The organism is Paenibacillus sp. FSL H7-0716, assembly GCF_038002705.1.
Classification (GTDB): domain Bacteria; phylum Bacillota; class Bacilli; order Paenibacillales; family Paenibacillaceae; genus Paenibacillus_AQ; species Paenibacillus_AQ odorifer.
Genome location: NZ_JBBODA010000010.1, coordinates 78,912 through 104,739 on the forward strand (window position 1 = coordinate 78,912; position 25,828 = coordinate 104,739).

The 25,828-nt window shown below is 42.7% G+C and carries 15 protein-coding genes; 7 read left to right on the top strand and 8 right to left on the bottom strand.

Annotated features, from left to right (window positions below; all coding sequences use genetic code 11):
* Nucleotides 1-6: 6 nt before the first annotated feature.
* A complete protein-coding gene (locus tag MHH60_RS15255) occupies nucleotides 7-2,760 on the bottom strand; it encodes a glycoside hydrolase family 2 protein (RefSeq protein ID WP_076133838.1) in 2,754 nt (917 codons plus the stop codon).
* A 143-nt stretch (nucleotides 2,761-2,903) separates the two neighbouring features.
* Here MHH60_RS15255 and MHH60_RS15260 point away from each other — a divergent pair, with 143 nt between their 5' ends.
* On the top strand, nucleotides 2,904-3,836 hold the full coding sequence (locus MHH60_RS15260) for an ArsR/SmtB family transcription factor (protein WP_239498748.1): 933 nt from the start codon (nucleotides 2,904-2,906) through the stop codon (nucleotides 3,834-3,836).
* 127 nt (nucleotides 3,837-3,963) lie between these two features.
* Here the strand turns inward: MHH60_RS15260 and MHH60_RS15265 are convergent, their stop codons facing one another.
* From MHH60_RS15265 to MHH60_RS15290, 6 genes are all read right to left on the bottom strand, one after another.
* Complete coding sequence (locus MHH60_RS15265) at nucleotides 3,964-4,338, bottom strand: iron chaperone (RefSeq protein ID WP_076133839.1); 375 nt, start codon at nucleotides 4,336-4,338, stop codon at nucleotides 3,964-3,966.
* Nucleotides 4,339-4,357: 19 nt separating this feature from the next.
* Nucleotides 4,358-4,732: a DUF4180 domain-containing protein gene (locus MHH60_RS15270; protein WP_076133840.1), complete on the bottom strand. Its 375-nt coding sequence runs from the start codon at nucleotides 4,730-4,732 to the stop codon at nucleotides 4,358-4,360.
* A complete protein-coding gene (locus MHH60_RS15275; protein WP_076133841.1) occupies nucleotides 4,713-4,943 on the bottom strand; it encodes an ankyrin repeat domain-containing protein in 231 nt (76 codons plus the stop codon). The genes MHH60_RS15270 and MHH60_RS15275 overlap by 20 nt, the downstream gene beginning before the upstream one ends.
* Before the next feature lie 261 nt (nucleotides 4,944-5,204).
* A complete protein-coding gene (locus MHH60_RS15280; RefSeq protein WP_341161141.1) occupies nucleotides 5,205-9,599 on the bottom strand; it encodes an Ig-like domain-containing protein in 4,395 nt (1,464 codons plus the stop codon).
* A gap of 133 nt (nucleotides 9,600-9,732) precedes the next feature.
* Nucleotides 9,733-10,824, bottom strand: coding sequence for a response regulator (locus MHH60_RS15285; RefSeq protein ID WP_076133843.1), 1,092 nt, complete (start codon nucleotides 10,822-10,824; stop codon nucleotides 9,733-9,735).
* 3 nt (nucleotides 10,825-10,827) lie between these two features.
* Nucleotides 10,828-13,938, bottom strand: a complete 3,111-nt coding sequence (locus tag MHH60_RS15290) for an ATP-binding protein (RefSeq protein ID WP_143766638.1) — start codon at nucleotides 13,936-13,938, stop codon at nucleotides 10,828-10,830.
* Nucleotides 13,939-14,835: 897 nt separating this feature from the next.
* On the opposite strand from MHH60_RS15290, the gene MHH60_RS15295 reads away from it, so the two are divergent.
* From MHH60_RS15295 to MHH60_RS15320, 6 genes are all read left to right on the top strand, one after another.
* Complete coding sequence (locus tag MHH60_RS15295) at nucleotides 14,836-15,483, top strand: transcriptional regulator (protein ID WP_076133845.1); 648 nt, start codon at nucleotides 14,836-14,838, stop codon at nucleotides 15,481-15,483.
* Nucleotides 15,484-15,953: 470 nt separating this feature from the next.
* Nucleotides 15,954-16,742 (top strand): MerR family transcriptional regulator, encoded by a 789-nt coding sequence (locus tag MHH60_RS15300; RefSeq protein WP_076133846.1) that lies wholly within the window; start codon nucleotides 15,954-15,956, stop codon nucleotides 16,740-16,742.
* Complete coding sequence (locus tag MHH60_RS15305; RefSeq protein ID WP_076133847.1) at nucleotides 16,739-17,416, top strand: GNAT family N-acetyltransferase; 678 nt, start codon at nucleotides 16,739-16,741, stop codon at nucleotides 17,414-17,416. The genes MHH60_RS15300 and MHH60_RS15305 overlap by 4 nt, the downstream gene beginning before the upstream one ends.
* A complete protein-coding gene (locus tag MHH60_RS15310) occupies nucleotides 17,400-18,407 on the top strand; it encodes an alpha/beta hydrolase family protein (protein WP_076133848.1) in 1,008 nt (335 codons plus the stop codon). Before MHH60_RS15305 ends, MHH60_RS15310 begins: the two co-directional genes overlap by 17 nt.
* A 542-nt stretch (nucleotides 18,408-18,949) precedes the next feature.
* Entirely contained in the window at nucleotides 18,950-21,418 is a 2,469-nt protein-coding gene (locus tag MHH60_RS15315; protein WP_076133849.1) for a bacterial Ig-like domain-containing protein, read from the top strand.
* Between the two features lie 44 nt (nucleotides 21,419-21,462).
* Nucleotides 21,463-24,894: an S-layer homology domain-containing protein gene (locus tag MHH60_RS15320; protein WP_076133850.1), complete on the top strand. Its 3,432-nt coding sequence runs from the start codon at nucleotides 21,463-21,465 to the stop codon at nucleotides 24,892-24,894.
* Nucleotides 24,895-24,974: 80 nt separating this feature from the next.
* On the opposite strand, the gene MHH60_RS15325 is transcribed toward MHH60_RS15320, so the two are convergent.
* Nucleotides 24,975-25,754, bottom strand: coding sequence for a helix-turn-helix domain-containing protein (locus MHH60_RS15325; protein WP_076133851.1), 780 nt, complete (start codon nucleotides 25,752-25,754; stop codon nucleotides 24,975-24,977).
* Between the last annotated feature and the right edge of the window lie 74 nt (nucleotides 25,755-25,828).

Here is a 25,828-nt window from a genome sequence, read left to right on the forward strand (position 1 = left end):
GGTTATTTAGCGATAACGAATCAACAAGTCCAATGGATAACGACCTGCATTACGGCCATACAAAGCTAATCCGCCCTCCTCTGCTTGCAGCTCCAAACGAAAAACACGATTGCGATCCAGCTTCGCTGCTAACTGCCCCGGTACACTTGCCTTGCATAGGTAGCCGTAAGATCCAGCCTCATCCAGCTTATTCGCTATTGGCTGATAATGCCAAGACAAAATCCCTCTGCTATCAGCCGGATCATCCGGTAAATAGAAAGAACCAATCCGCTGCCCATCCACCAGAACGTTCACTCGCGAAGGATGACGCTCTTCATCCGTCATATAATACGTATTCGGATTATATTCCACCCTCGCATCTGCCCCATGCATAAGATCAAGGCCCATATCATTAAGCTTCACACCTTCAACATGCCGCGCCAGCAATCGTTTAGCACTTGCTTCGAACATGATCTCGATCTCACCAATCATTGATTTATCTGCTGCATCTGGCAGTGTAACCTCGTATACATACTGACCTTGCCCAGCACCATTGACCTTAGATCCTTGGATAGCATCCCATTGATGCTTAAAGTTATGTTCGGTATGTGCTCCCACTGGAATTTGAATAAATTCTCCTTCACCTTTAAGCAATACAGATTTATTACCGGCTCTTACATCGAAAGTAATGAAATTCCGCGTGATCGCTTCACCCTTCTCATTAATCAGAGAAACAGCAAGTATTGCAGCCGCCTCCTGACCAGGCATTGTTATGTTCAAAGAAGGAAGTATAGTGTTTCCAAAGTGATCCCATTTCACAGACATATGTCCACTTTGCGCAGTGACCCGAGTCCCTAAATTGTCGTACCACAGTTCCCATTTCAGCTTCAAATTATGACCGTGATAGCTGTCTGCGAAGCTGGAACCTAGCAAAGGTACTTTAACACTCTGCCCTGCTTCTACTGTCTGGCATGGAGGAGCATCTATCACGATAAAATCTGGGGAATGCAGATCCGCAATCGTCATCCCGGGAACAAAATCCCCATATCCAAAATCCTTATCGCTCCCGTCTAGCCGGTAATAACCATTGAACTCATTCGTAACATCACGGAATTCAGTAAATACGAATCCACATAGCTTATCATGCCGCCGGAATTCATTCATCATATAGCGGTAATGCCATGCCAAATCACTGTCCCCCGCACCACCTTCTATCCCCCACACGTTACCGCATTCGCTGTTCATTAGAGGTGCATCAGACTGTACGTTGCCGCCAATACAGTTAAACTCCGACCCTGGGAATGTTTTATCTACAACCTCATTTAAGTGGGCTTGCAGCTGCTCGTAACCATTAATGTAAAAGTGCCATGTATTAATATCCGATTCCACATGATCATAATTACACGGCGAGTTATCCTCAACAATTCTAGTCGGATCAAGCTGCTTCGCCCAGCGATATTTCTCCCGCACCCATTCCTGTGTCTCTTTAAGATAACTACTCTGCTGCGTTACATCACTTGTGAGGCTAGCCTCCTGAGCATCTGTCATCAAACCCCAGGTCTCATTGAACATAACCCACGAAAAAATAGATGGATGATTATAATCTCGTTCAATCACCTCAAGGGCTTCACTCTCATAGGAGGCTCTGGCCTTGTCATCCGGATTACCCCAGAAACAAGGCATATCTTCCATAACAAGAATGCCAAGCTTATCCGCCCAATACAGCTTACGGGGTTCTTCGGGCTTGATATGAATTCGCACCATGTTTAGTCCTAAACGTTTCATTAAATAAATTTCATCCCGCATGTCTTCATCCGTTGGATAGGTGAAAAACCCTGTCTTGTGATAGGACTGATCAAGAGTACCGTTCAAATATATCGGCTTGCCATTTAAGGTGATCCACCGATAATCACGATTGTCAAAGCGAGCAGTCTGAATTTCGCGAATTCCGAAATAAGTGCTGACTGTATCTGTACCAAACGATCCACTAAGCTGCAGTTCACCTTCATATAAATAAGGATTTTCTGGACTCCACAAATGCGGATTGGGAATATCGATAGACAGCTTACATTCGTTCACCCCTGCTATAAGCTGCAGCTTCTCAGTATGAACAACAGAATGATCAGCGAATTGCAGCGTAAACTCTGCCGAACCCTTTTCATGCGCAATTATTCTTGTAGTTACCTTCACCTGTCCATCTTTACGGGTCACAAATTTTGCATCTTTCATATAAGTTTCGGGACGTGCTTCAAGCCATACAGGCTGCCAAATTCCACGGATTTCTCCATATCCTTGTTTGCCCCGCGCTTGATAAGCATGATCGAAATCCTCAGCTCTTACGACAATATTATTCTCACAATTAGCTTCCCAGTAAGGTGTAATATCAAATTCAAACGAACCATATCCACCTTGATGTGAACCTACATGTTCTCCATTTATCCACACATCACATGAATAATCTACTGCCCCAAAACGTAAAAACAATCGTGTTTGTTGGTCAACAGCCTGCCCATTCACGGTGCGGCGATACCAGCCTATTCCTTGTTGATCGCAGCCAATTCCGGATAAGGGACTTACCCAAGAAAAAGGTACAGTGATCATTGAGTCGTAAGCGATTTCAGGATTGGAGTACCATAATGCCTTCATACCTTCATTGTTCGGATCAAACTTAAACGACCATTGCCCATTCAAATTCATCCATTCATGACGTTGCCAATGTGGATGAGGGTGTTCAGAACGAGGAATCGCAAGTGTCTCAGAAGCTAATATAGAAGTTGTCATATGGCGAGCACAGCCTTTCAAAATAAGAAGTTGAGCTCATTTTAGCACCAGTATATTATTTTCGCAATGTTTATTATGATTTTACAATACTCGTTCTTCATTGTACAATAACCTCAACCCATCCTATACGAAAAGGAACAAATATGATGAATGATATTTCACAAGAAATGATACGTTATCCCGCGTCACGCATTTTAGATGTAGCTAAAGCACTGTCTGGTGACGTCCGCGTCCGCATTCTTGAAGCCCTTGGAGAGAAGCCTATGAGTGTCAGTCAATTAGCTGAGACGTTAGGTGTAGCTCAGCCAACGATATCTATCAATGTACAGACGTTAGAACAGGTTAATCTTATCTCGTCTACACAAGGAGCAAATCGCGAAAAAATCTGTGCGGTCACCTGTCGCTCTATTCAACTCGATCTCCCTTCAAAGCTAGGGGATGGTCTGCATCAAACTGAGGAAATACATATGCCCATCGGAATGTTCTCCCACTGCTCCATACAACCATCCTGCGGGATGGCCGGAAAAGATGGTGGTGTCATTGGCTCCCAGGATGATCCAAGAGCATTCTACATGCCTGAACGAGTCGATGCCTCACTCTTATGGTTCGCGGAAGCCGGTTATGTCGAATACTATTTTGCCAACCCCCTGCCTCCAGGCGTCGAGTTGGACGAAATCCGCATTTCGGCAGAAGTATGCTCAGAAGCCCCTTCGTTCCGAGAGGATTGGGCTAGTGATATCAGCTTATCCATCAATGACCAGTTAGTCGGGACTTGGACCTGTCCCTCCGATTTCGGGAACCGCAAAGGGAAACTGACCCCTGAACGTTGGAGAAGCGGAACTGAATATGGAGCTCTTACTACATGGAGTGTCTCGGAATCGGGCAGCAGCTGTAATGGTTCTCTCTCATCTTCCACTACAATCAGCTCTTTAAAGCTGGCGTTTAATGAACCAATTCGTGTACGTTTTGAAATTCGGGAGGATGCACTCAATAAACGAGGACTAAATCTGTTCGGAAGTGGATTCGGGGACTATGCCCAGGATATCATACTGGCGTTTGTACGACGTCCGAAATGAGCAAAAAGAGGCAGGAGTGCCTCGGAAGTGGATCCAATGTTCAGCAGCATCAAAAAGAACATCACCAATGGATACACACTTCCAGCCCTGACCAGATGGACAACTCTATTTCATACCAGTAGAGACCTTATTTTGCTTTAACTTTTTTTAGATTTTCAGCGACTCTGAAGGTTACAATCTTGCTAATTAATTCATAAGGCATAGGCTTATCAATGGGGAATTGAACAGACCCTTTAGCACCTTTATAGCCTGATAATTCATCTTTAAAAGCATTAATTCCACTTGGAGTGGGATAGAATCCAATATGTTTGGGATAAGCAGCGAAATGCACCAAATTTCCGTGTAATGCAAAAGTAGGCATCTGATAGCTTATTTTTTCCTCTGCTTCCGGTGCCGCCTCTTTTATTACCTTTCTTAACGTATTAAGGATTTCCTGAACCTCAAGCGAAAACCCGGAAATATAGGCATCGATCGATTCAAATGTGATTTTACTTTCATCCATGATATAACTCCTCTCTGGATCATCTCCACGATTTGCATAAATGTAGGGCCGCTAAAGCCTCAGCTTCAGTACTTTTGAACAACATTTTATCGCCTTGGTTGCATTCGTAAATAAAATCATTCAGACTTTTGCTGTTATAGCTTGTAAATTCTCCTACGATAGCAACTCTCATCTGATAATTTGTATATTTTTGAGCAATCTCACCAGCAATTCCAGACTTTAGCTCGAAAAAATCAGCCGTAATCTGCTCCTTCCTCAGAAGCATTTTATCGCATCCTTGGTATTTCACATTCATCATTAAGTCTAAGGCATCCCTTACATTATTGATAACGATCCCCTCACCAGAGATTATAGCTACCGTTGAATCATTCTTATCATCCACTGTGATTTTCATTCAAGACTACTCCTTTTCCGCGGAGAAATTCTACAACATTATAATTACTCTGCTTAATCGCAACCGACCATGCAGATTCACCACTTTTAATTTTAGCAGAAATGTCGGTACAATGTTCGATTAACAACTCTATTAGTTCAACATTATCCATATGAAAAGCAGCAGAATCTAAGGAAGTATAACCATCACTATCGAATATATTATTTTCCATATTCGGCAAGGTGCGGATGGGCTTCCTGGATTTCTTTTAGCCGTTCTGCAAGGCCTGATTGTGCTGCCTGAAATACATCATTAATGATTGGGTTTATTTCCATAGATATCGCCTCTTTTCTAATTATCGTATAAACGAGCTAAGTTATTTTTTCTGGATAATTTGCCATTCTCCTGCTTGGCTAACCATAAAAAAAAAGAGAACTCGTTCAATGTTCTTTGAACGAATCCTCTAATTATCACGATTCTGGAGCTCAGTAAATTAGATTAAATCCGACTTTTCAAGTAGCCGCTTCACAATCTCTGCAACCTCAGCTCTGGTCATATCATCTTTTGGAGCAAGCCCTTTACTGCTTCTTCCCATGATAATGCCTGCCTGCAAAGTGTCAGCAACTCCACTGATCGCCCAGTTAGAAACATCACTGCCATCTGTAAATGGAGCTAACAAAACGTCAGCCGATTGAACAGAAAGCTTAGTCTGTAGCGCTGTAATTTTCATCGCTTTGGCGATAATTAACATCGCTTGTTCACGGGTAATATGTTCATCAGGGCGGAACATTCCATCTTCAAAACCATTGATTAATTGATAAGCAAATGCTGTGTTGATCGCACTGTTATACCAATCCGTGGTCTTTACATCTGAGAATGGTGTTGCAGCTTGTTCCATCTCAAGTCCCAGACCGCGTACAACAATCGCCGCAAACTCTGCACGGGTAATGGCTTGATCCGGAGTAAATTGACCATTACCTGTTCCCTCAATGACTAATCGGGAGCCCATATCGTTCACTGCCTCTTTTGCCCAGTGATTAGCCACATCACTAAATTCAAGCGGATGCCAGATTACGGAGTAAGTACCTCCGCTTAGGCTGTTAATGGTAGCAAAATATTTGCCATCAATTACAACCACTTTAGTAGGAACATGGTGTACCAAACCTTCGGAATCAACGTACACTCCAGTTGTAATCTTGTTCGGGTCCATCCCTTCAGGAATGGCTATGGTACGTTTAACATACGTATTGAATTGGGAAAGTTCAATACTCTTATCTCCGTAGATACCTCTAGCCGTAAAATTAACTGGCGCGGAAACTAATGAAAAGGATCCTTTTTGCGCAGCTGCTTCTAAAGCTTTAACTTTATCAGCTGTAGGAGCGCTAATTTCAATCTGTATCTTAATATCTTGCAAAGCTACCGACTTGCCGATTTGCTCGTTCAAAGCGTCAATATTAATTTGCTGAGCAGGAAGTGTAAATGTCGCATTTCCCGCTTTAATCTCAAGAATCGCTTGATTACCCTGCATATTTTTAACCATTTGTCCGTTTAGTTCGCCAACTATAACATCAGATTTACTATTCGCACCGATAGAAACTACCGTACCTTTACCTTCAGTGGCGAGCTTGTCCTCTAGCTTCTTCTGATCTAACACAATGGTAGTTAACGTTTGCTCATTCCGTTTACCATTCGTTGCGGTTCCCACTGTTTCCGCTTTACCATTGATTAGAATGGAAGCATCATTTACCACAGGTGCCGGAGTTGCTGATGGGGTTGGTTGCGACGGAACTACAATATCACCACCAGATGGAGTGCTTGGAACGACTGCATTGGACTCAGCAGAGGATTCGCTGATGCCAGCTTTATTGATAGCCTGTACCGTGAAGGTATAGCTTGTTCCATTCGTCAAACCACTGATTGTCAGTGGACTTCCAGTTCCCGTAACCGTCAAACCTCCCGGATTAGCAGTTACAATATATCCTGTAATTTCGCTGCCTCCATCGTTCACCGGCGGGATAAAGGTGATGATTGCTTGACCATTCTCTGCAGTTGCAGTTACGGATGTTGGAATTCCAGGTGCTGTAACTGGCTTAACAGGAGCCTTCACAGTAACGGTTGTAGAAGCCGTATAACTACCATCTTTCGTCGTTACCGTAATGATGGCTGTTCCCTCACCAATCGGAGTTACTACTCCATAAACAACCTTAGCTACTGTCTCATCGCTTGAGCTCCAGATTACACCTTTATTTGTCGCATTAGCAGGTGCTACTGTAACTTGTAGATTCCCGTCGCCTTCACCCACCGTTAAGTTAAGTTCTGTCTGGTCTAAAGTCACCCCAGTTACGATAACGTCAGGCGGCTTAGGAGCGGCTACTTTAACTGTGGTTGTAGCTGTAAAACTTCCATCTTTGGTCGTTACCGTAATAACTGCTGTCCCCTCACCAACCGGAGTTACTACTCCATTCACTACGGTCGCTACAGTTTCATCGCTCGAGCTCCAGATCACGTCTTTATCCGTTGCACTGGCAGGCTCTATTGTTGCTTTTAGGAGTCCCTCAGCTTCACCAGCTGTTAAATTCAGTGTCTCCTGATCTAGCTTCACACCAGTTACGTCCACAACGGGCGGAATTGGTGCACTCACATTTACTGTGGTTGTAGCAGTAAAACTTCCATCTTTGGTCGTTACCGTAATAACTGCTGTCCCCTCACCAACCGGAGTTACTACTCCGTTCACTACGGTCGCAACTGTCTCATCGCTTGAGCTCCAGATCACGTCTTTATCCGTTGCATTAGCAGGCTCTATTGTTGCTTTTAGAATTCCATTAGCTTCACCAGCTGTTAAATTCAGTGTTTCCTGATCTAGCTTCACACCAGTTACGTTCACAACCGGCGGGATTGGGGCACTCACATTTACTACAGACGAAGCAGTAAAACTTCCATCAGTAGTCGTTACCGTGATGATCGCTGTTCCAACGCCAACTGGAGTTACTACTCCGTTCACTACGGTCGCAACTGTCTCATCGCTTGAGCTCCAGATCACGTCTTTATCCGTTGCATTAGCAGGCTCTATTGTTGCTTTTAGAATTCCATTAGCTTCACCAGCTGTTAAATTCAGTGTTTCCTGATCTAGCTTCACACCAGTTACGTTCACAACCGGCGGGATTGGGGCACTCACATTTACTACAGACGAAGCAGTAAAACTTCCATCAGTAGTCGTTACCGTGATGATCGCTGTTCCAACACCAACTGGAGTTACCACCCCGTTTACAACGGTTGCAACAGTCTCATCACTAGAGCTCCAATTTACTGTTTTGTTCGTGGCATTAGCAGGTGCTATTACGGCACTAAGCGTGTCTCCTGTTTCTCCTTCCGTTAAACTGAGTGATGGTTTATCCAGGGTCACTCCGGTTACGATTACATCCCCCGTATTGTTTACCGTCACATTAAAAGTGTATGTGTTGCTTAATGCTCCATCACTTACCTTAACAGAAATCACACTGGTGCCAAAAGCATTCGCTGCGGGTGTTATTTCTAAAGTCCGTACCTCACCACTTCCACTTACTTTCAGTCCATTATTCGGAATTAAGAGCGTATTCGAGGAAGTAGCTGACACTTGTAGGTCATCTCCATCCACATCGAGGACCTTAAAGGATCGTGAGACCGACTTGTTTTTATCGGTTGTAGTATTCCCCATAAAACCTGTGTCCTGCTTCCAGGTTGCCCCAGTAATTGTGCCGTTCTTAAGGGGAAGACCAGAGGTATTAATAGCGACATTCCCATCATTGCTATTCGCTAATTTATAGTTTAAAGCTAGATTAGGCTCCGAGCCTGTCAAATCGACATTCATTTCTCGAACAATATCACTTTGGGTCTTGGCTTTACTCCAGAACCTCACGTCTCTCATTCCACCGTTATAATCTCCGTCCTGTCTCCACGTGCTTTTTCCAAGCCAGTTATTCGGACGTGCAACGTTTCCTACTGTACTTAAATCCATGGCTCCTTCTGCCTTAAGTACACCATCCCAATAAATCCGTCCCTTTTTCTGACTGTGATCATAAACAATCGCGACATGAACCCATTTAGAAATCGGGAAATCCTCAGTGACATTAATATCTCCCTTATTAGTGTAGGCAGTGAAATTCATCCGTTTGCCATTAAAACCTACAAAAATATTGTGGTTCTGCTCTGCGATCGATGATTCAAAAAATCTCATCCATGTCTGAAAAGCATCTACCTTCAAAAATCCTTCGACTGTAAAAGAATTCCCATAAATCCGTTGATCCGGGAAGGTCACATAATCACCGTTACCGTCAAAACTAAGATAGTCCCCACCATTTAGTTCTGTCAGATAAGGTGCATCGTTCACTGGATTTACAGTAATTACGGCTATACCCGGATCTGAGCTGAACGCGGCAGATACAGTGGTATTCGCATTTTTTTGATAATTTTGATAACCGGATGCTGTTGTATCCCATAGCTTAAAGCTAATGGATGCCGTTCCGTTCCAGTCTTTCGCCGGGACAAAACGGATTTTCTCCGATTTCAGCAGCAGAAAAGCATTACTGTTTGACACCGGCTCGATATTATACCAAATTCGTCCCACCGTGTTGTAATACTGCCAGGCCCCTTTGGTATTATCTAAAGCTACTACAGCAATCCCTGTTGACGCTGGATCCGATACTTTTCCTGTCAAAAAGCTGGCTACCTCAACTCCTGCGTTGGAATAGTCATCTTCATTGATGGACGTTATTATAGCTGGGCTATTCTCGATCCAACCGAAACTAGCTTTTGCACTTATGATTGGAGTTTGCATAGGACCCACTCCCTGCACCACAAGTCCAGTACATAACGAAATACTAATGCCTATTTTCATAAATGATGGCTTCAAACTCTATTTCCCCCTCTAGCATAAATCATGTCATTAATTCGACAATAATCGAGAGTATTATACAAAATTAAGATAAACAAAAAATAAACAAAAAAAGAACCCTCGATAACCATCCATTCGAAGGTTCCTTCCATTACAATAACTTCTGTTTCATTAACGCTTTGAGTTTAGGATCGGGTGTTGTTCCGAGCTCTTGCTGCAGCATCTCTTCCAATTGACCAAATTTCCGCTGTGCTTCATTCATTCGCCCTAATTCAATTAATAAGTTGATGATTTCATGATAGATGTCCTCTCGCAAGGAATCTAATTTTAATATTTCTCCAAAATAATGCAGTGCTTGATGCTGCTGATTCTGCTCCAAATGAGATCTTGCAGCCAGCTCCAGCAATCCTATATATTCATGCTCGAGTCTGCGCGTCCTGCTACTGGCCCATTCATAGGCTTTTCCTTTGAGTAATGCTCCTGTGTATAAAACTTCTGCTTGAATCATCCATTCAACATGTCTTTCAGAGGTTTGCCTGATTTGCTTTAACAATCGCTCAAATTCATACAGATCACAATAAATGCTGCTCTCTACTACATGAATTTCGTTCCTGCTAGCTTTTATATAATTGGCTCCAATTGCTTTTCGAATATAATACAGCGTCGAGTTCAGATTCTTCCACGCTTTTTCAGGCTCCAATCCGCTCCACAACGTGTCGATAATTTCCTCCCGGCTAACAGTTCCTTTACTAACCAGAAAAGCAAATAATTCTTCTGTTTTTGGACTTCTCAGCTTGATTAGCTCTCTAGTCTGGGTTCTGTGGTACACTTTTAAACCATTAAATAAAAAAACTTCTAACATAGGCTCAGCCGTTGTTTTTCGATTCATTTTTTTGAGTTTCTCTAACGTCTTAGACAACCGCTCCGCAGTTACAGGCTTCAAAAGATAATCCACTGCACTTAGGTCAAAAGCCTGCAGCGCATACTCATCAAATCCGGTTACAAAAACCACATCTATCGATTCATCCAATTCATGCAAAAGGCTAGAAAGCTTCATCCCATTCGTATCAGGCATAGAAATATCCAAAAAAGCTACATCTATCGGTTGGGCCTTTGCAAAAGCATAGGCTTCCGCTGGATCCAAAAACGTCTCATAGACTTCAATCTCTCCGCTCTGCGATAAGATCCGCTTCAGGCGTTTTACCGATAACTCCTCATCATCTACAATAATCGCTCGCAGCATGCCTCAACCTCCCATCCGCTTAAGCTGCTGTATTGGAATTTCAAAAGATACCGTTGTGCCTAATCCTTCAGCACTTTGAATATGAATATTTTTTCCATATAACAGCTTGATGCGCTGACTGATATTCCACAGCCCCACCCCTCTTTTATCTACATCTGACTGCATTACTTCTTTCAATTTATGCTCACTCATTCCTGATCCATTATCCTCCACAATAAAGCTAATCACCGAATTCTCTAATTCTTTTACAGATATATTTACCGTGCCCCCCCGCAAATTGGACATTAGGCCATGCCTTATTGCATTTTCAACCAAAGGCTGTAGAATCAGCGGAGGAATCCGGTAATCCGTATTCACTCTCACATCATATTCCACATTTAATCTGGCACCGAAGCGTGCTTTTTCAATATTGATATAAGCCTCTACCAGCTCAAGCTCATTCTCCAGACTCGTTAGTGAATCCAGTTGTTTGAAATCAAAGCTGCTTCGCAAATACTGTGACAGCTGCAGTGTCAACTCTTCGGCCTTCTCAGGTTCTTCCACACATAGTTCAGCAATTGAATTCAGAGCATTGTATAAGAAATGAGGTTTGATCTGGGATCGTAAAAAAGCAATTTCGGCGTCTTTGGCAGTCTTCACGGAAGCTCTCAATCGGGTCAGACTTTTAACACGTGCCATTAGCTCCTCAGCTTCAAAAGGTTTTCCCACATAGTCATTTGCGCCGTTATCCATGGACATCTTCATATCGCTCACCCTGTTCTTGGCCGTCAGCATTAACACAGGCAGCTCAAAAGGAGTAAATCTCTCTCTAATCTTTTGCAGAACCTCGTAACCCGAAATGTCCGGCATGGTAATATCCAGTACCACCAGAAAAAAGTCTGTGTTTTTCGCTAGCTCCTCAAGTGCCATCTGCCCGCGATTGACGACCACTATAGAATATTTCTCTAGCTTAAACAGGTTGATCATAGATTGCAGATTGGCAAAATCATCGTCCACTACTAAAATAGGCTCATCGATTTCGCCTTTGATATAAAGGGGATAACCCGCATGGGAGAAACTTAATTCTTTATAAGAATGTGCCGCCTTAAGGGTTGGTCTCGTGATTGGCTTAAACGCTTTATCCCACCGTGGAAGTGTAAAAATAAACACCGAACCTTTTTCCACTGTAGATTCTACAGCTATGTTCCCACCATGCAGTTCTACTAGCTTCTTAGTAATACTTAATCCGAGCCCTGTTCCACCATGACTATGAATCTCCGCCTCATCCACCTGCTCAAAAGCTTTGAAAATACGCTCCTGCATATCCGGGGAGATTCCCAAACCTGTGTCTGCCACACGTACTTCCACCCACTCCTGAATAACTCTGGCACTAATCTCTATTTCACCCTGCTCCGTAAATTTAATCGCATTATCAACCAAGTTGTGGAAAATCTGAATCAGCCGATTGCCATCTGCATTCACCATAGGGAAATTCGAAGCGACTCTGTTAACGAGCAGGATCGACTTTTCTCCGAGCAGAAAAGAATGAATGCCAATGACGGAATCAACAACGGCTTTCAAATCCAGGTTGCTTTTGTATAATGTGATGTCTCCGTACTTCATTTTGGAATAATCAAGTAGTTCATTTACCATATGTGTTAATCTTCTGCCGCTCCCGATTACGATCGCTAGATTCTGCGCTTGTTTTTCATTAACTGGACCCTCAACCCCATCCAGCAGCGTAGCTGTAATGTTCACTATGGCATTTAGAGGTGTTTTTAGTTCATGTGAGGTGTTGAAAAGGAATTCATCTTTAATTTTATCCAGCCCGATCAGCTGGTTTTTCATCTCGTCTATGGTATGGTAGGCTTCAAAAAAACGTAGAACAATCAGTACGATCATGATGATATTAAAAGCCACGATGTAAAACTGCCCGAGCCAAAGGTTCTCTTTTATAGAAAGAGCAAACAGAATAATGTCTATGGAATATAAATTAATAGCTAGAATCGCCATAAACATCAGCAGCAATTTGATTCTATTTACTTCTGTGCTTCTGATATACAATGTGGCCACTCTACATAACATCCAAATTAACATCAGCTCATATAAAATAATCACATACGGATAAATGACCGTGTAAGAACGAATCGGCAGAATGGCGACCAGAATTATAAAGCTGCCTAAAACAATCGTTATGGCTTGAGTAAATTTTAAAGATATTATGCTTTTGTGCATTTGGTAAAAAAATATTGCGAGCACAATAAAGCAGGCGATGGAGCTTATATCCTTTACTTTGTAGAGCACTATGAACGAAAGTTTAGGGAAAAAGAGTAAGAGTGAACGCTCGCCGATCAACCCATGATATATCGCAAACAGCAAACAAATAGTAGCAAACACAAGTAAAGAATAATCCTGCTTACGGTATAAGGATGCTGCCCCAAAGCAGATAAAAAAGATAAGCGCAAGTGTGCCTAAAATAGCAACGGTGCTAAATTCACGGGCCGTACTCTTCTGCTGGACCTCCATCATTGCTGCTTCCTCACCAAAGGATAAAGAAACCGGAATGCCCCCATTTACATAATCGAAGTTGGAGACTTGTATTATGATTTCTACATCTCCCTTATCAGACGAAAAAAGCCCAATCAGCGGGATATTCCCTGACCGATAATCAGCTTCATTAGCAGCAGGATTACCATCCTCAATAACGGACTGTCCATTAACAAAAATCCTGCTTGAAAAGCGGATATTTGTTTTTTTCAAGGCAAATACCCCACTTACGGGCAGGTTTTTTAGCACCATCCGATAGGTGGCAGAACCGAAGGCGGGTAAAGGGCTTCCATTAACGATGTTGCCGTTCCACCGGGAGGGTACCTCCATCCAAGCTGAAGAAGCAGGTATATCTGCGCTACCCGCCCTAAAATGCTCAGAAGTTAATAGCTGGTTCCAATAAAACTCCCATTCACCGTCTAACTTGATAATCTTATCCTGTTCGTAATCCCAATCCGCGAGATCCATGACTCCATGCTGCACTTGCAGGTGACTCCCTTGTTTATCGTGACCCATAAGAATGGATAGAGGAATCGCAGATAATAAAATTAAACCAATCAGATAGATAAGTAATGTCCTTTTGAGCATCGTATCGGCCCCTTTTATGGAAGAGTAAAGCTGCAGCAATCACCAGGGCCATCCTGCAACACGTGATGTAGCGTAAAAAGTTTAGATGAACATAGATAATTCTATAAAATTTTCTAATTTCCTTCACAATTCGACAAAGTAATGGGCCTTTATTAGGATTTTTTTCTGAAAAAGCGGGACTTGTATGAAAAGAGGGCCTGATATGGCCATGATGAGTAGGACGACGAAATGAACGGACCAGTTGGGCGACTTGTGCTACTTTGGCAACTCGAATGCAACTGCCGGGCACTTGCGGACTCAGGAGTTCTTGCGACTCTGGATACTTACACCGCGCGCATGCGGACTCAGGAGACGTTATTTGCTGAAAAACGAGGGTTTTGCCATGCTATCGGACTCAGTTGCAACTATTCGCACATAACTACCTCATTTTGAGTCGATTTGCAGCTAATAAGAGCTATGCAGTCCGTAACTTTTGGAATACGAGCGAAAATGTACGAATAGCTGCAATACGGTCCGCAACGTTCGAAAATGAATAATGATAGATATTGCGTAGAGCACGTAATCCATTTTTGCAGATCAGTAATTACATGATGGTCGTCCTGGAAAAGCCATGCGGACCGCGCGAGGGGGAAGAATCCGCTTTTAGAGTAACTATTAACTTCAGCAAATTTAGCTCGTTCACCATGCTAGCTTCCTTCATCTAAAACCTATTAGAATTCGTCATCTTTATACACAGTAACTCATTGAAGAAATCCTCAGCACTCGTTATAATAGCAACTATAGGTCGTGAAGAACACGCCGCTTTTATACAATCTCTATCCTGGGTTAAGCTCAGGAGGAATTGTATGGGAGCGGCTTTTTCTTTTTTCAAAAAATTACTTAAGGAGGATATACAAAATGTCCAGATTCGAACAGCTACTAGAGGAATGGTTACAGATCAACTTGGATAAGGAGAACAATCCCCGCAGACAGGAGCTTCTTGCAAAAGGGTTGGGCTATGGAACAGTCGAATTTTTGCGTGCGGTATGGTTTCCTGCTGTAGGAAACTTCAACTACTTGTTCCCCGAATGGGAAGTGCGCGATTTCAACAATGGTTATCGTTATCTTGATCTGGCCTATATGCCAGGTGGAGCTAAGGGTGGAATAGAGATTCAAGGCTACGGTCCGCATGCTAGAGATCTTGATGTACGACGATTCAAAGATTTATGTAGACGCCATTCCTTATTATCGCTAGACGGTTGGACCTTCCTATCCATCGCCTATCCCTCAATCACGGACGAGCCTCAGCTATGTCAACAACTAGTACTCGCCTTCATCGGCAAATTCATGGCTTCAGACGTGCCCTCTTCATTAACTTGGTTAGAAGCTGAAACACTTCGTTTCGCAAGACGTCTTCTGCGTCCTTTCACACCTGTTGAACTCACCCATCATCTTAGAGTCACTAATCGTCATGCCCGACGTGTTTTACACGCGTTAGCTGAACAGCAGCTACTAGAGATCGTTGGTGGAAAAGAACGCAATCGAACCTATCAGCTTAGAATGTGAAGATTTGATTTGATTTGATTTGTTTGGTTTGATTAAAAGTTACGTTCGGACCGTATAGCCCTAATTTGCCAATTTCTCTCGTTTTCGCCACGCTATCGGACTCAGTTGCAGCTATTTACTCAAAAGCACTGCTCTGACCCATTTTTTCAGCTCAATAAGAGCTATGCAGTCCGAAACCCAGAGAAAATGAGCAAATTAGCTGAAATAGCTGCATTACGGTCCGTAAAGGCAACTCAAGGGTCATACCAGCAAGGCTCATACAAAAAAATGATCATGAATCTAATCCGTTGCACCCCCGCATTGTCCCTCCAAAATCTAAGTCTTTTTCATTACCACCCATTACTATTACTAATCATTATTTAGAAAAAAAGTGCTCTGCTTATCCCGTATTTTAATCGACGCTTGACCTTAGGTCTGACCTAAGGTTTATAGTTGTTTTATCAAATAACTTACAGTTAGGAGCACCGCCCTTGAATCCGTACCTTACAATTGGCGAACTATCAAAACTTATGAATGTATCTATCCACCAGATTCGATATTTTGAAGAAAAAGAAATCCTGTTTCCATCCTATATAGACAATAATCAGTACCGGATGTACGGCATCGATGAGATCTATCAATTGGCTCATATCTTGTTGCTCCGCAAATTAAACATCCCTGTCAGCACCATTAACCAAAGTATGAATAAATCCGCAACGAATGACTACCAACTGCTGTTAGAGAAATCGTTAAACAAAATCAACTCAGAAATAAACCAATTAATAATGCTGCAACAATTTATACAAAAGGTACTAAAAGAGCATGCAGATTATGGCAACATGGAGGGGGAGTATCAAATTAAACATGTGGACAATCGTTATCTCAAAAAGTGGTTGGTGCTAGAGGATGACGAAACACTAACTGCACGAAGTTTATATGAAAAAAGACCGCAGAACCATCATTTATTTGAAACAGATTTACATTATGTATACGATTCTGAACAAGTAACCTTATGCTTCGAAACCATTGAAAGCACTCCCGCCCCTGACATTGTTTTAGAAAAAGGGTGTTATCTCTATAAAGCATTTTTTGTAACAGACGATCAGGATGTAGATCATGAGATTGCCAAGCTGGAACACTTTTTAAATGGGCATCACTATATGGTATTGGGACCAATCATCATTTTGGAGAAATCATACCTATCCATGTTTAACAACGACAAGCTTCATTATGAGCTTCAAATTCAAATCGAGCATGCCTTAGATGATACCACTAAATGAGTACAAACGAGGTTATCATCGCCCATTACCAGGAACAAGATCGTGAGGCTGTAAGCAGGCTTTTGGTAGAGGCATTTCAGGGGAAATTTCACTCTCTCCTCTCTCTCGAGGACAATGAAATTGCTGATCTACTTATAAGACTTTGGGAACAAGATTCTTCTTCCTTATCATCTAAACAAATAATCGCTTATGAAAACGGAGAAGTGGTTGGCACTATCTACTTAAAATGGCAGGATACGCTCACCCTTAAAAAAGGATCAATTAAACCACTGAATCGGGCTCCCTTTTTGCAGCTATTCAAGAAATTTGGATACTTAAATGTTGGTAAGTTAATCCTTGGGTTATATTTTTTGGATTATCAACCTAGTGCAAAAGAGTGTTATGTGGCTCATTTGGCTGTTCGGTCCAGTCACCGTAATAAGGGAATTGGCAAAAAGTTGCTGGGTTGGGCGGCGGATTTTGTAAACAGTCATTCTGAGGTTGAAAAATTAACGCTACATGTTGCTAACAAGAATAAACGAGCCCTTAATATGTACCAGCAGTTGAACTTTGAGATCCATAAATCTGACTATAGCGCGGTAAGACATTTACTTTTTAAAGAGCCTATTTGGCATTACATGATAAGAACAACATCGCTACAATTTGGGGGATCAATGAATGAAAAAGAAAATTAAGTTAACTGTCTGGATGATTACCATTTTGTTGTTGATTGCAGCGGTCCTGTTCGTACTACAGCAACATTCTTTTTCAATGACTGAGCAAAAAATTGAAATTGATACGCCTCAAGGTCAACTAACAGGAACCTTAGTTCTGCCCGAAAGTTACTCTGGAACCGTCGGACTGGTAGTTTTTGTTCATGGGGATGGCCCAGTTAATGATACTTACGATGATGGATATAAACCTTTGTGGGAAAAGCTCGCCTCTGCCGGATATGCTTCCTTATCTCTTAACAAACCGGGTATCGGGGGTTCCTCAGGGAACTGGCTAGAACAAAGCATGGAGGATAGAGCGCAAGAAACTATATATGCGATTAACTGGGCTAAATCCTTACCTATGATTAATACTCAAGCTATTGGTTTGTGGGGAGCAAGTCAGGCGGGCTGGGTGATTCCCAAGATTGTTAAAAAAGTGCCTGATCTCGCCTTCAGTATTCTTGTATCCCCCGCCATTCAATGGATTTCTCAAGGACAATACAATACCAGACAAGAGATGATTTTAGAAGGTTTTTCAGAACAGGAGATACAAAAGAGAGAAGATTATAACGCGCAAATCCTACTGCTACTTAAAGAACAGGCGTCGTATGAAAGTTACTTGCGAATTGCACAATCGGACGATTTAATTTCCAAAGAAAAATGGGGGTTTTTCGCTAAAAATTATCAGTCAGATGCGAGCGAGGATTTAAAAAACTTCACTACACCTGTCCACTTAGTTCTTGGCGGGCAAGATATAAATGTAGATGTTGAGGAATCCGAACGTGTTTACCGTGAAAAAATTCCTGAAAACCTACTCTCCGTCTTCTATATTCCTGATGCTGATCACTCTATGCTCTCAAAAAAGAATGCCTCATCACCCTTAAGAACATATTTGACCGCTGTCTTTTTTCCGCGACATATTGTTGTTGAGCAATATTTAGATGATTTGGTTCACTTTGTAAGCCAGTTTTAATCTGTTTGCCATCCATTATGCACTCTCACCAGCTGAACTCCCTACATTCGGACCGTATAGCCCTTATTTGCTGAATTTCCTCGTTTTCGCCACGCTATCGGACTCAGTTGCAGCTATTTACTCAAAAAGATTGCTCTGACCCACTTTTTTAGCTCATTAAGAGCTATACAGTCCGAAACTCAGGGAAAAGGAGCAAATTTGGCGAAATAGCTGCACTACAGTCCCTAACTCCAATCACGGGCGTAATTTTTGCTCATGGAGTCTCGGACTTCCACTGCAAGCGTACTTATCGGCAGTTTCGGCGCCCGTAACACCCACGCGGGAGTACTAACCACCAGCACCAAACTCCGGAAACTCCACGTAAGTAGCAGAAGCAAAGGCATAAACCGGGTGTCATTAACTCAGATTCTCCCTCTCCTGCTGCATAAACAGCGTTATATGGCGTATTGATTATAGCTGTACGCTTTAGTGATAACGTATAATTTCGGATGATCAAGCTTAGCTTTGGTCAAAATCGATCATATAAGGAGAGGTTTTAATCATTGAGAAAACAACAACGTTTGTTAGCCATGTTCGTAACCTTCCTGCTTTTGTGTTCCTCTTTTCCGTTATCGATGTTTGCAGAGGAAGCACCAGATCCTTATGAAGGAATGATTAACATTCAAAGTGAATGGCAAGGCAGTGTATTTGGTGATGTTGGGGGGCAAGACAAGATTACTGCGGCCAACTTTGGCATTACGGAGAACACGGATGGATCAGCAATACTGCGAAGCTCGAACGACAGAGGCAAAGTATCGGGCAGCACGGAAGGTATCGCTTATTACTTTAAAGAGGTTGATCCAAGTGTTAATTTTGAGTTGAAGGCAACGGCTCATGTGGATGCTTGGACAGCCAATAACCAAGTTTCCTTCGGAATAATGCTGCGCGGCAATGTGTGGGATAACCAATTTGGAGCCTACTCTGGAGATTATGTCGCCGTGGGTGCTTTGGATCAAGAAATGAAAGCGTTTCACAAATTGCAAAATACAAGCCTACAGAAACTTGGGTACGTGTTTGATAACGCTAATCGCCCTGCCCAAGGAGAGAATTACGAATTAAGCATCAAAAAGACCGGAAATCTGTATATTGTCCGCATCGGTAATGAAACCAAAACGATCGAAAGCTTTGACGGCTCCATTCAATATGCGGGTCTTTATACCGCTAGAAATACTACGGTTACGTTCCGAAATATTCAATTCAGTCAAGAAGGTCAAATCGCGCTAGGACCTTGGGGCTTCAGCGCCTTCGGAGGCAATACTAGTCCAGCTAAGAACCCCGAACCTATAATTGAAAGTCCAACCTCTGTAACGATGACGACTTACGGCGGCAAAATCTCCAGTAGCGATGAGGGATTATCTTTTTATTCGAAAGAGATTCCGGTGGATGCGAACTTTGAACTGAAAGCGACCGCTTCAGTGATTGCTTTTAATAGCAATGGCACTGTCAGCACACCTAACCAGAAATCCTTCGGTCTTATGCTCCGCGACAGTATTGGGACGAACGGAGATACAAGCACAACCACTTCTGACTATGCGGCGGTAGGTGCTTTGGATCAGGTAATGAAAGGCTTTTATAAAAAAGACACCCAAGTGAAGTTAAATCCTTTTAGCGATAGCCAGGCCCCGTCCGCAGGAGCTGTATATTCGCTAAGTATTAAAAAATCAGGAGATACTTATCGATTTAGTGTGGGTGATCAGACCGAAATCATAACACTGGACGATACGTTCACAGATACTCTTTTTGCCGGAATCTATGTAGCTAGAGATGCAACTGTTACTTTCAGTGACATAGACATCCAGCTTGAATCCAAAATCGTAACCAGCTTAACCGCTGATACGAGCGCAATGACGAAAACCACTTATCTGGTTGGTGAATTCCTAGATTTGACTGGATTAGTCGTTAAGGCTATTTTTTCTGATGAGAGTGAGGCAGTTTTGTCTTCTACGGACTATATTGTTACAGGCTTTGATAGCAGCAAGGTTGGAGAAAATATCATAACCATTAACTACAATGGTGCTTTCGTGAGTATTCCATTGCAAATCGTTCCATTATCTATGACCTCATTATCAGTGAAGTATTATCCAGCTAAAACCGTATATTACCCAGGGGATACCTTCGATCCAGAAGGTCTTGTTCTTGTTGCCAATTATAACGACGGCTTCCTGACCAAAGAGCTGACCAGTGATCTTTATTCCCTCTCCATTAACGGACAACCAGTCAGCGATTTATTACCGTATCTATTTACGCAATCAGGCTCCACAGCGGTATCCGTTACTTCAACAGAGGCGCCGGCAATCACAACAACCTTTAATGTGGAAGTAAAAGCAGCGACGTTATCTGCTTTAGAAATTCGAAATGAACCTAAACAAACACTCTACTATATCGGTGACTCCCTCAAACTAGAAGGACTTGTGGTTTATGCTCATTACAGTGATGGTACACAGATTCGGCTGTTGAACAATGAATACAAAGTCTCTCCTCTCGACACCACGACATCTGGCGATAAAAAAATCACAATTACGCATAAAGGTTTAACAACCTCTTTTCAAGTTAAGGTCAACGTAAAAAAACTACTTGGCATCGAAGTCACCAGCTATCCTAAAACTACCTTTTTTATTGACGACAACTTTGACAGCAACAACCTGTTCGTATCCAAAGTGTATGATAATTCAGATAGAGAGAAGCTAAACAGCTATACGCTCGACACTTCCAAGTTCGACAATCAGGCAGCTGGAGTGTATGAAATTGGCATACTCCCTATCGATTCTTCTATTAAGCCCATTACGTATTCGGTTACAGTAAAAGAAAAGATGGATTCCATTTGGAAAAGTATTCAATTCGGTCAGTCCACTTCAGCAGCTAACAATCAGACGATTGTCAACGAGGATGGATCCGCCCAACTGATCGCTTTGGAAGGCGGCGGTAAAGTCACCGAAGATCATGACGCATTACCTTCTATTACACCGAGCTAGATGCTGCGGAAGATAATTTCGTACTATCTGCGGATATCCAAGTGTTGGCTTTTGCAAAAAATCCATATGACGGGCAAGAATCTTTTGGCATTATGGCACGTGACGTCATCGGCACACAAGGAAATTCTAGCGTCTTTGCATCCAATATAGCTGCCCTCGGTGGTTATAGCGGCGGTACGAAAAGCGATCTGGGCACACAGCTTTTTGTCCGCACTGGAGTTGAAAAAACGGATGGGACTGGCAGTAAAGGGATTCAAACCACCATGCTTCAAAAAGAACGTCCGGCACCTGCCAATACTGTTCCTGCAGCACCTTACCATTTAACGTTAGCAAAGACGAATAGTGGTTTTACAGGACAGCTCAATAATGGCCAGCAAGCTATTCATTTCACACCAGACATTCTTAGCGTACAGGATTCAAAAATGTACGTCGGATTCTATGCCGCTCGTTTAGCCACAATTAATGTAAGCAATATTCAATTAACAGTCACTTCAGCAGCTACAGATCCTCCTAAAATAGAACCACCTGCGACTCCCGTCACACCTAGCTTAAATATACTTTCACTAAGTAAAACCTCAGATCCAGCTTACCAAATGATTGTGCGCTCTAATGTCAACGGAACGGTGACGTTGAAGCAAGGTTCTACGATCATCGCTCAGGATATCGAGGCAATAGCTGGTAAACGTCTTTCTATTCCCACGAGACTTCTTGATCAAGGAGATACGAACTTCAGCATTACTTTTTTACCAGATGATACTCAGTATTTGACCTCTTATGAGAAGATCATCAGCAACTATACCGTCACCCTAAAAAGTTATAACGAAGATGATGAGATCTACGTATCGCCCACCGGATCAAGCTCCGGAGATGGAACGATCAATCTCCCACTTGATATCGATACTGCGATTGATTTCGTTAAACCAGGTCAGCATATTATTGTGCTTGAGGGTCGTTATGTGCGGAAATCACCACTTGAGATTAAAAAGTACAATGATGGTAAAGCCTCCGCCAAAAAGTATATAGAAGCAGCACCAGGAGCAAGACCCATCTTTGATTTTGACAAAAAAACAGAAGGCGTTCTCTTGAGCGGAAACTATTGGCATGTGAAGGGACTTGATTTCACTCGCTCAGCTGGGAATACCAAGGGTTTTACGGTGGGAGGAAATTATAACGTCGTCGAAAATAGCCGTTTCTATGCGAATGGTGACACTGGTTTACAAATCAGCCGAACTGATGGTACCGCGATAGAAATCAGTGAATGGCCTTCTTACAACTTAATTCTCAACAGTACCTCCTTCGACAACCGTGATCCATCCGACAATAATGCCGATGGCTTTGCGGCAAAATTGACTGCGGGTGTTGGTAATATTTTCAGAGGTTGTCTGGCGCATAACAATATCGACGATGGTTGGGACTTATATACGAAAGCAGGCTCAGGTGCAATAGGTTCAGTGCTGATTGAGCACAGCGCTGCCTTCAACAATGGGTTCTTAACAGACGGAACCGTAGGTGCCGGTGATAAAAATGGCTTCAAGCTTGGTGGCGAAGGCATTCATGTCACACATACCATCCGCGATTCCATCGCCTTTGGTAATGGCGCTTATGGTTTTACAAGCAATAGTAATCCAGGTGTGATCGCCATCAACAACCTCGGATTTAACAATACGCGTGGTAATATAAGCTTCACCACTTATGATCACATTACTCCAGACTTTACGATTGACGGTTTCTTATCTTACCGAACTGCCAACATTGCAAAAGACCAATATCCAGCTTCTTTAGCTGCGGACAATAATTTCATGTTTGACGGCACGCGATCGGCGAATAATTCAGGAAAAGAACTGAGCGATTCTAACTTTGTCAGCTTAAATCCTGTAGTCAATTACTCTCGGGATGCTGACGGGAATATAATCTGGGGCGATTTCTTGAAGTTCATTCCTTTGGATGGGCCGGAACCAAGTCCGACGGCTTCTCCGAGTCCCACTGCTTCTCCGAGTCCCACGGCTTCTCCGAGTCCGACGGCTTCTCCAAGTCCGACTGCCTCACCGAGTCCGACTGTTTCTCCGAGTCCGACGGCTTCTCCGAGTCCGACGGCTTCTCCGAGTCCAACGGCCTCACCGAGTCCGACTGTTTCTCCGAGTCCGACGGCTTCTCCGAGTCCAACGGCCTCACCGAGTCCGACTGCCTCACCGAGTCCAACGGCTTCTCTGAGTCCGACGGCTTCTCCGAGTCCGACGGCTGCCGTGAGCTCAGGCAGTTCCGGATCATCGGTTGGAGATTCGGCCACTACTATACTCCATTTGGACGGTAGCGTAAGGATTGAGATACCTACTACTATGAATGGAGAAAAAGCTAGCGCAATATTGACTGAATCTTCCTTACAAAAGATTATCAATTTAGCCAAACCTAATTCCGCAGGCCACAAAATCCTAAGAATTCAGCTCGCAGAGGAACAATTCTCAAATGTTGGCTCATTTGAAGTCACTCTCCCTGCCGCAGCATTTCTTTTTGGAACTTCCAAATTGCAGCTTGAGATCAATACATCACTAGCTACCTTTGTACTTCCGGATAATCTATTCCCGGTGAAGACACTGGACAATGTGAAGTCGGTTACCTTGCTCCTCAAACCTGTCGATACAACAGGAAGTTTAAAGAAGCGATTGGGTGACAATTTGCTTATTGATTACGAGCTACTTTTGGATGGTACAACTGTTCAATTAGAGAGTTTAAATTCAGCCATTCAAATTGGGCTTCCATATCCAGCAGCTGTACCTCCATTGAACAACGCATTTATTGTTGCGTGGAACGTCAATGAACACGGAGTCATCCAACCGGTATTAGGCGGAAATTATGATGCAGATAAGAAGCAAGTTATTTTCTCAACAACAAACTCATCTGGACAATACGCCGCCGTTTACAATCACAAAACGTTCAGGGATATAACTGATTCTCATTGGGCGAAGTTTATTGTAGAAGTACTTTCATCAAAAGGTATCATTAATGGTGTAACAGAAACAGAGTTCAGGTCCGACCAGACTGTTACACGTGCAGATTTCGCACTTTTATTAGTTAGAGCTTTAGGTCTGTCCGCAGCAGAAGGAAATAGCTTTGCAGATGTGTCACCTAACGATTATTTTTATGAGGGGCTTATGACAGCTCAGAAATTAGGGATCGTTACGGGCCAATCCGACGGCCTTTACCACCCTCATGACTCCATCTCCAGACAAGAAATGTTTGTTATGGCAGCTAGGGCATTGAAGGCTGCAGAGGTATGGAAATCGAATACGTCCTCTTCCTCTGCCTTAGACGGCTACACTGACCATAATCAAATTTCTAATTATGCGGCAAATGATATTACGGCGCTGGTATCAGCAGGTCTCATTAAAGGAGACTCTCAGCAGCAGCTTACACCAACTGCCCATTCCACACGTGCCGAAGCAGCCATGCTGATTTACAGAATTATGATGCAAAAATAAAAAAAAAGAAGAACTCCAAGACCACTATACTCGTGGTTTTGGAGTTCTTTTTATCCTCTTCCCTACCCCCTTTAAGCATCCTAGTTCATTTCCTTATCAGGAGGATTGGAAACCCGATACCCTTTCGGCGATTGATGGGTGATTTTCTGGAAATTCCGATGAAATGACCGTAAGTTACTGTAGCCGCAAAGGTTGGCAACTTCACCAATAGTAAGATTCGAGTTTTTTAATATATAACATGCTTGTGAGATCCGATAGTGATTCAAGTAATCTGTGAAGGGCATTTTCATCAGCTGGACAAACAGCTTTGATAAATACGGGTAATCATATTGCAGATGTTTTGCTACAGCTTTTAATGTGCAATCGGTAGAATAATTTTGTTCTACAAAAAGCAGGATTTTATAGAGCACCTTTGTTTGCGGGGACTGTTTGACTGGAGCAAATGATGTCTGATAGATCAACTGCGCGCATACACCATACAGAAAACTTTTCTGGCTATAAATTGAATCCAGCTTTGTACAATCAGGTTCATTCACAGCATGGAGAATATTATCATTGGGTATAAAGCTTTTATAATTCATGTGAAAATCACCTATCAATTCTGTGGAGAAGAGGATTACCATAATCTCCGAAAAATCAATCGTCTCAAATTCATGCATCTGATTTGGAAAAATAAAAACCAGATCATTTTTCTGCACCTGATAGCTTTTCCCATCAATGGTGATAGATAACTGCCCGTCTTTGACATAAATAATCTCAAATGCCCGATGAAAATGAAGTGGAAAATGATAGTTTTTCAATGGAATGAGTTTAAAGTAATCTTCTTCGCCGACACCATGTTTTTCAAAAAAGGGCCACAAGTAGATTCTCCTTCACGAAAACACTAATTTTGTCTTAAAGTGTACTATATAAAGTATAGAACTAACAATGTTAA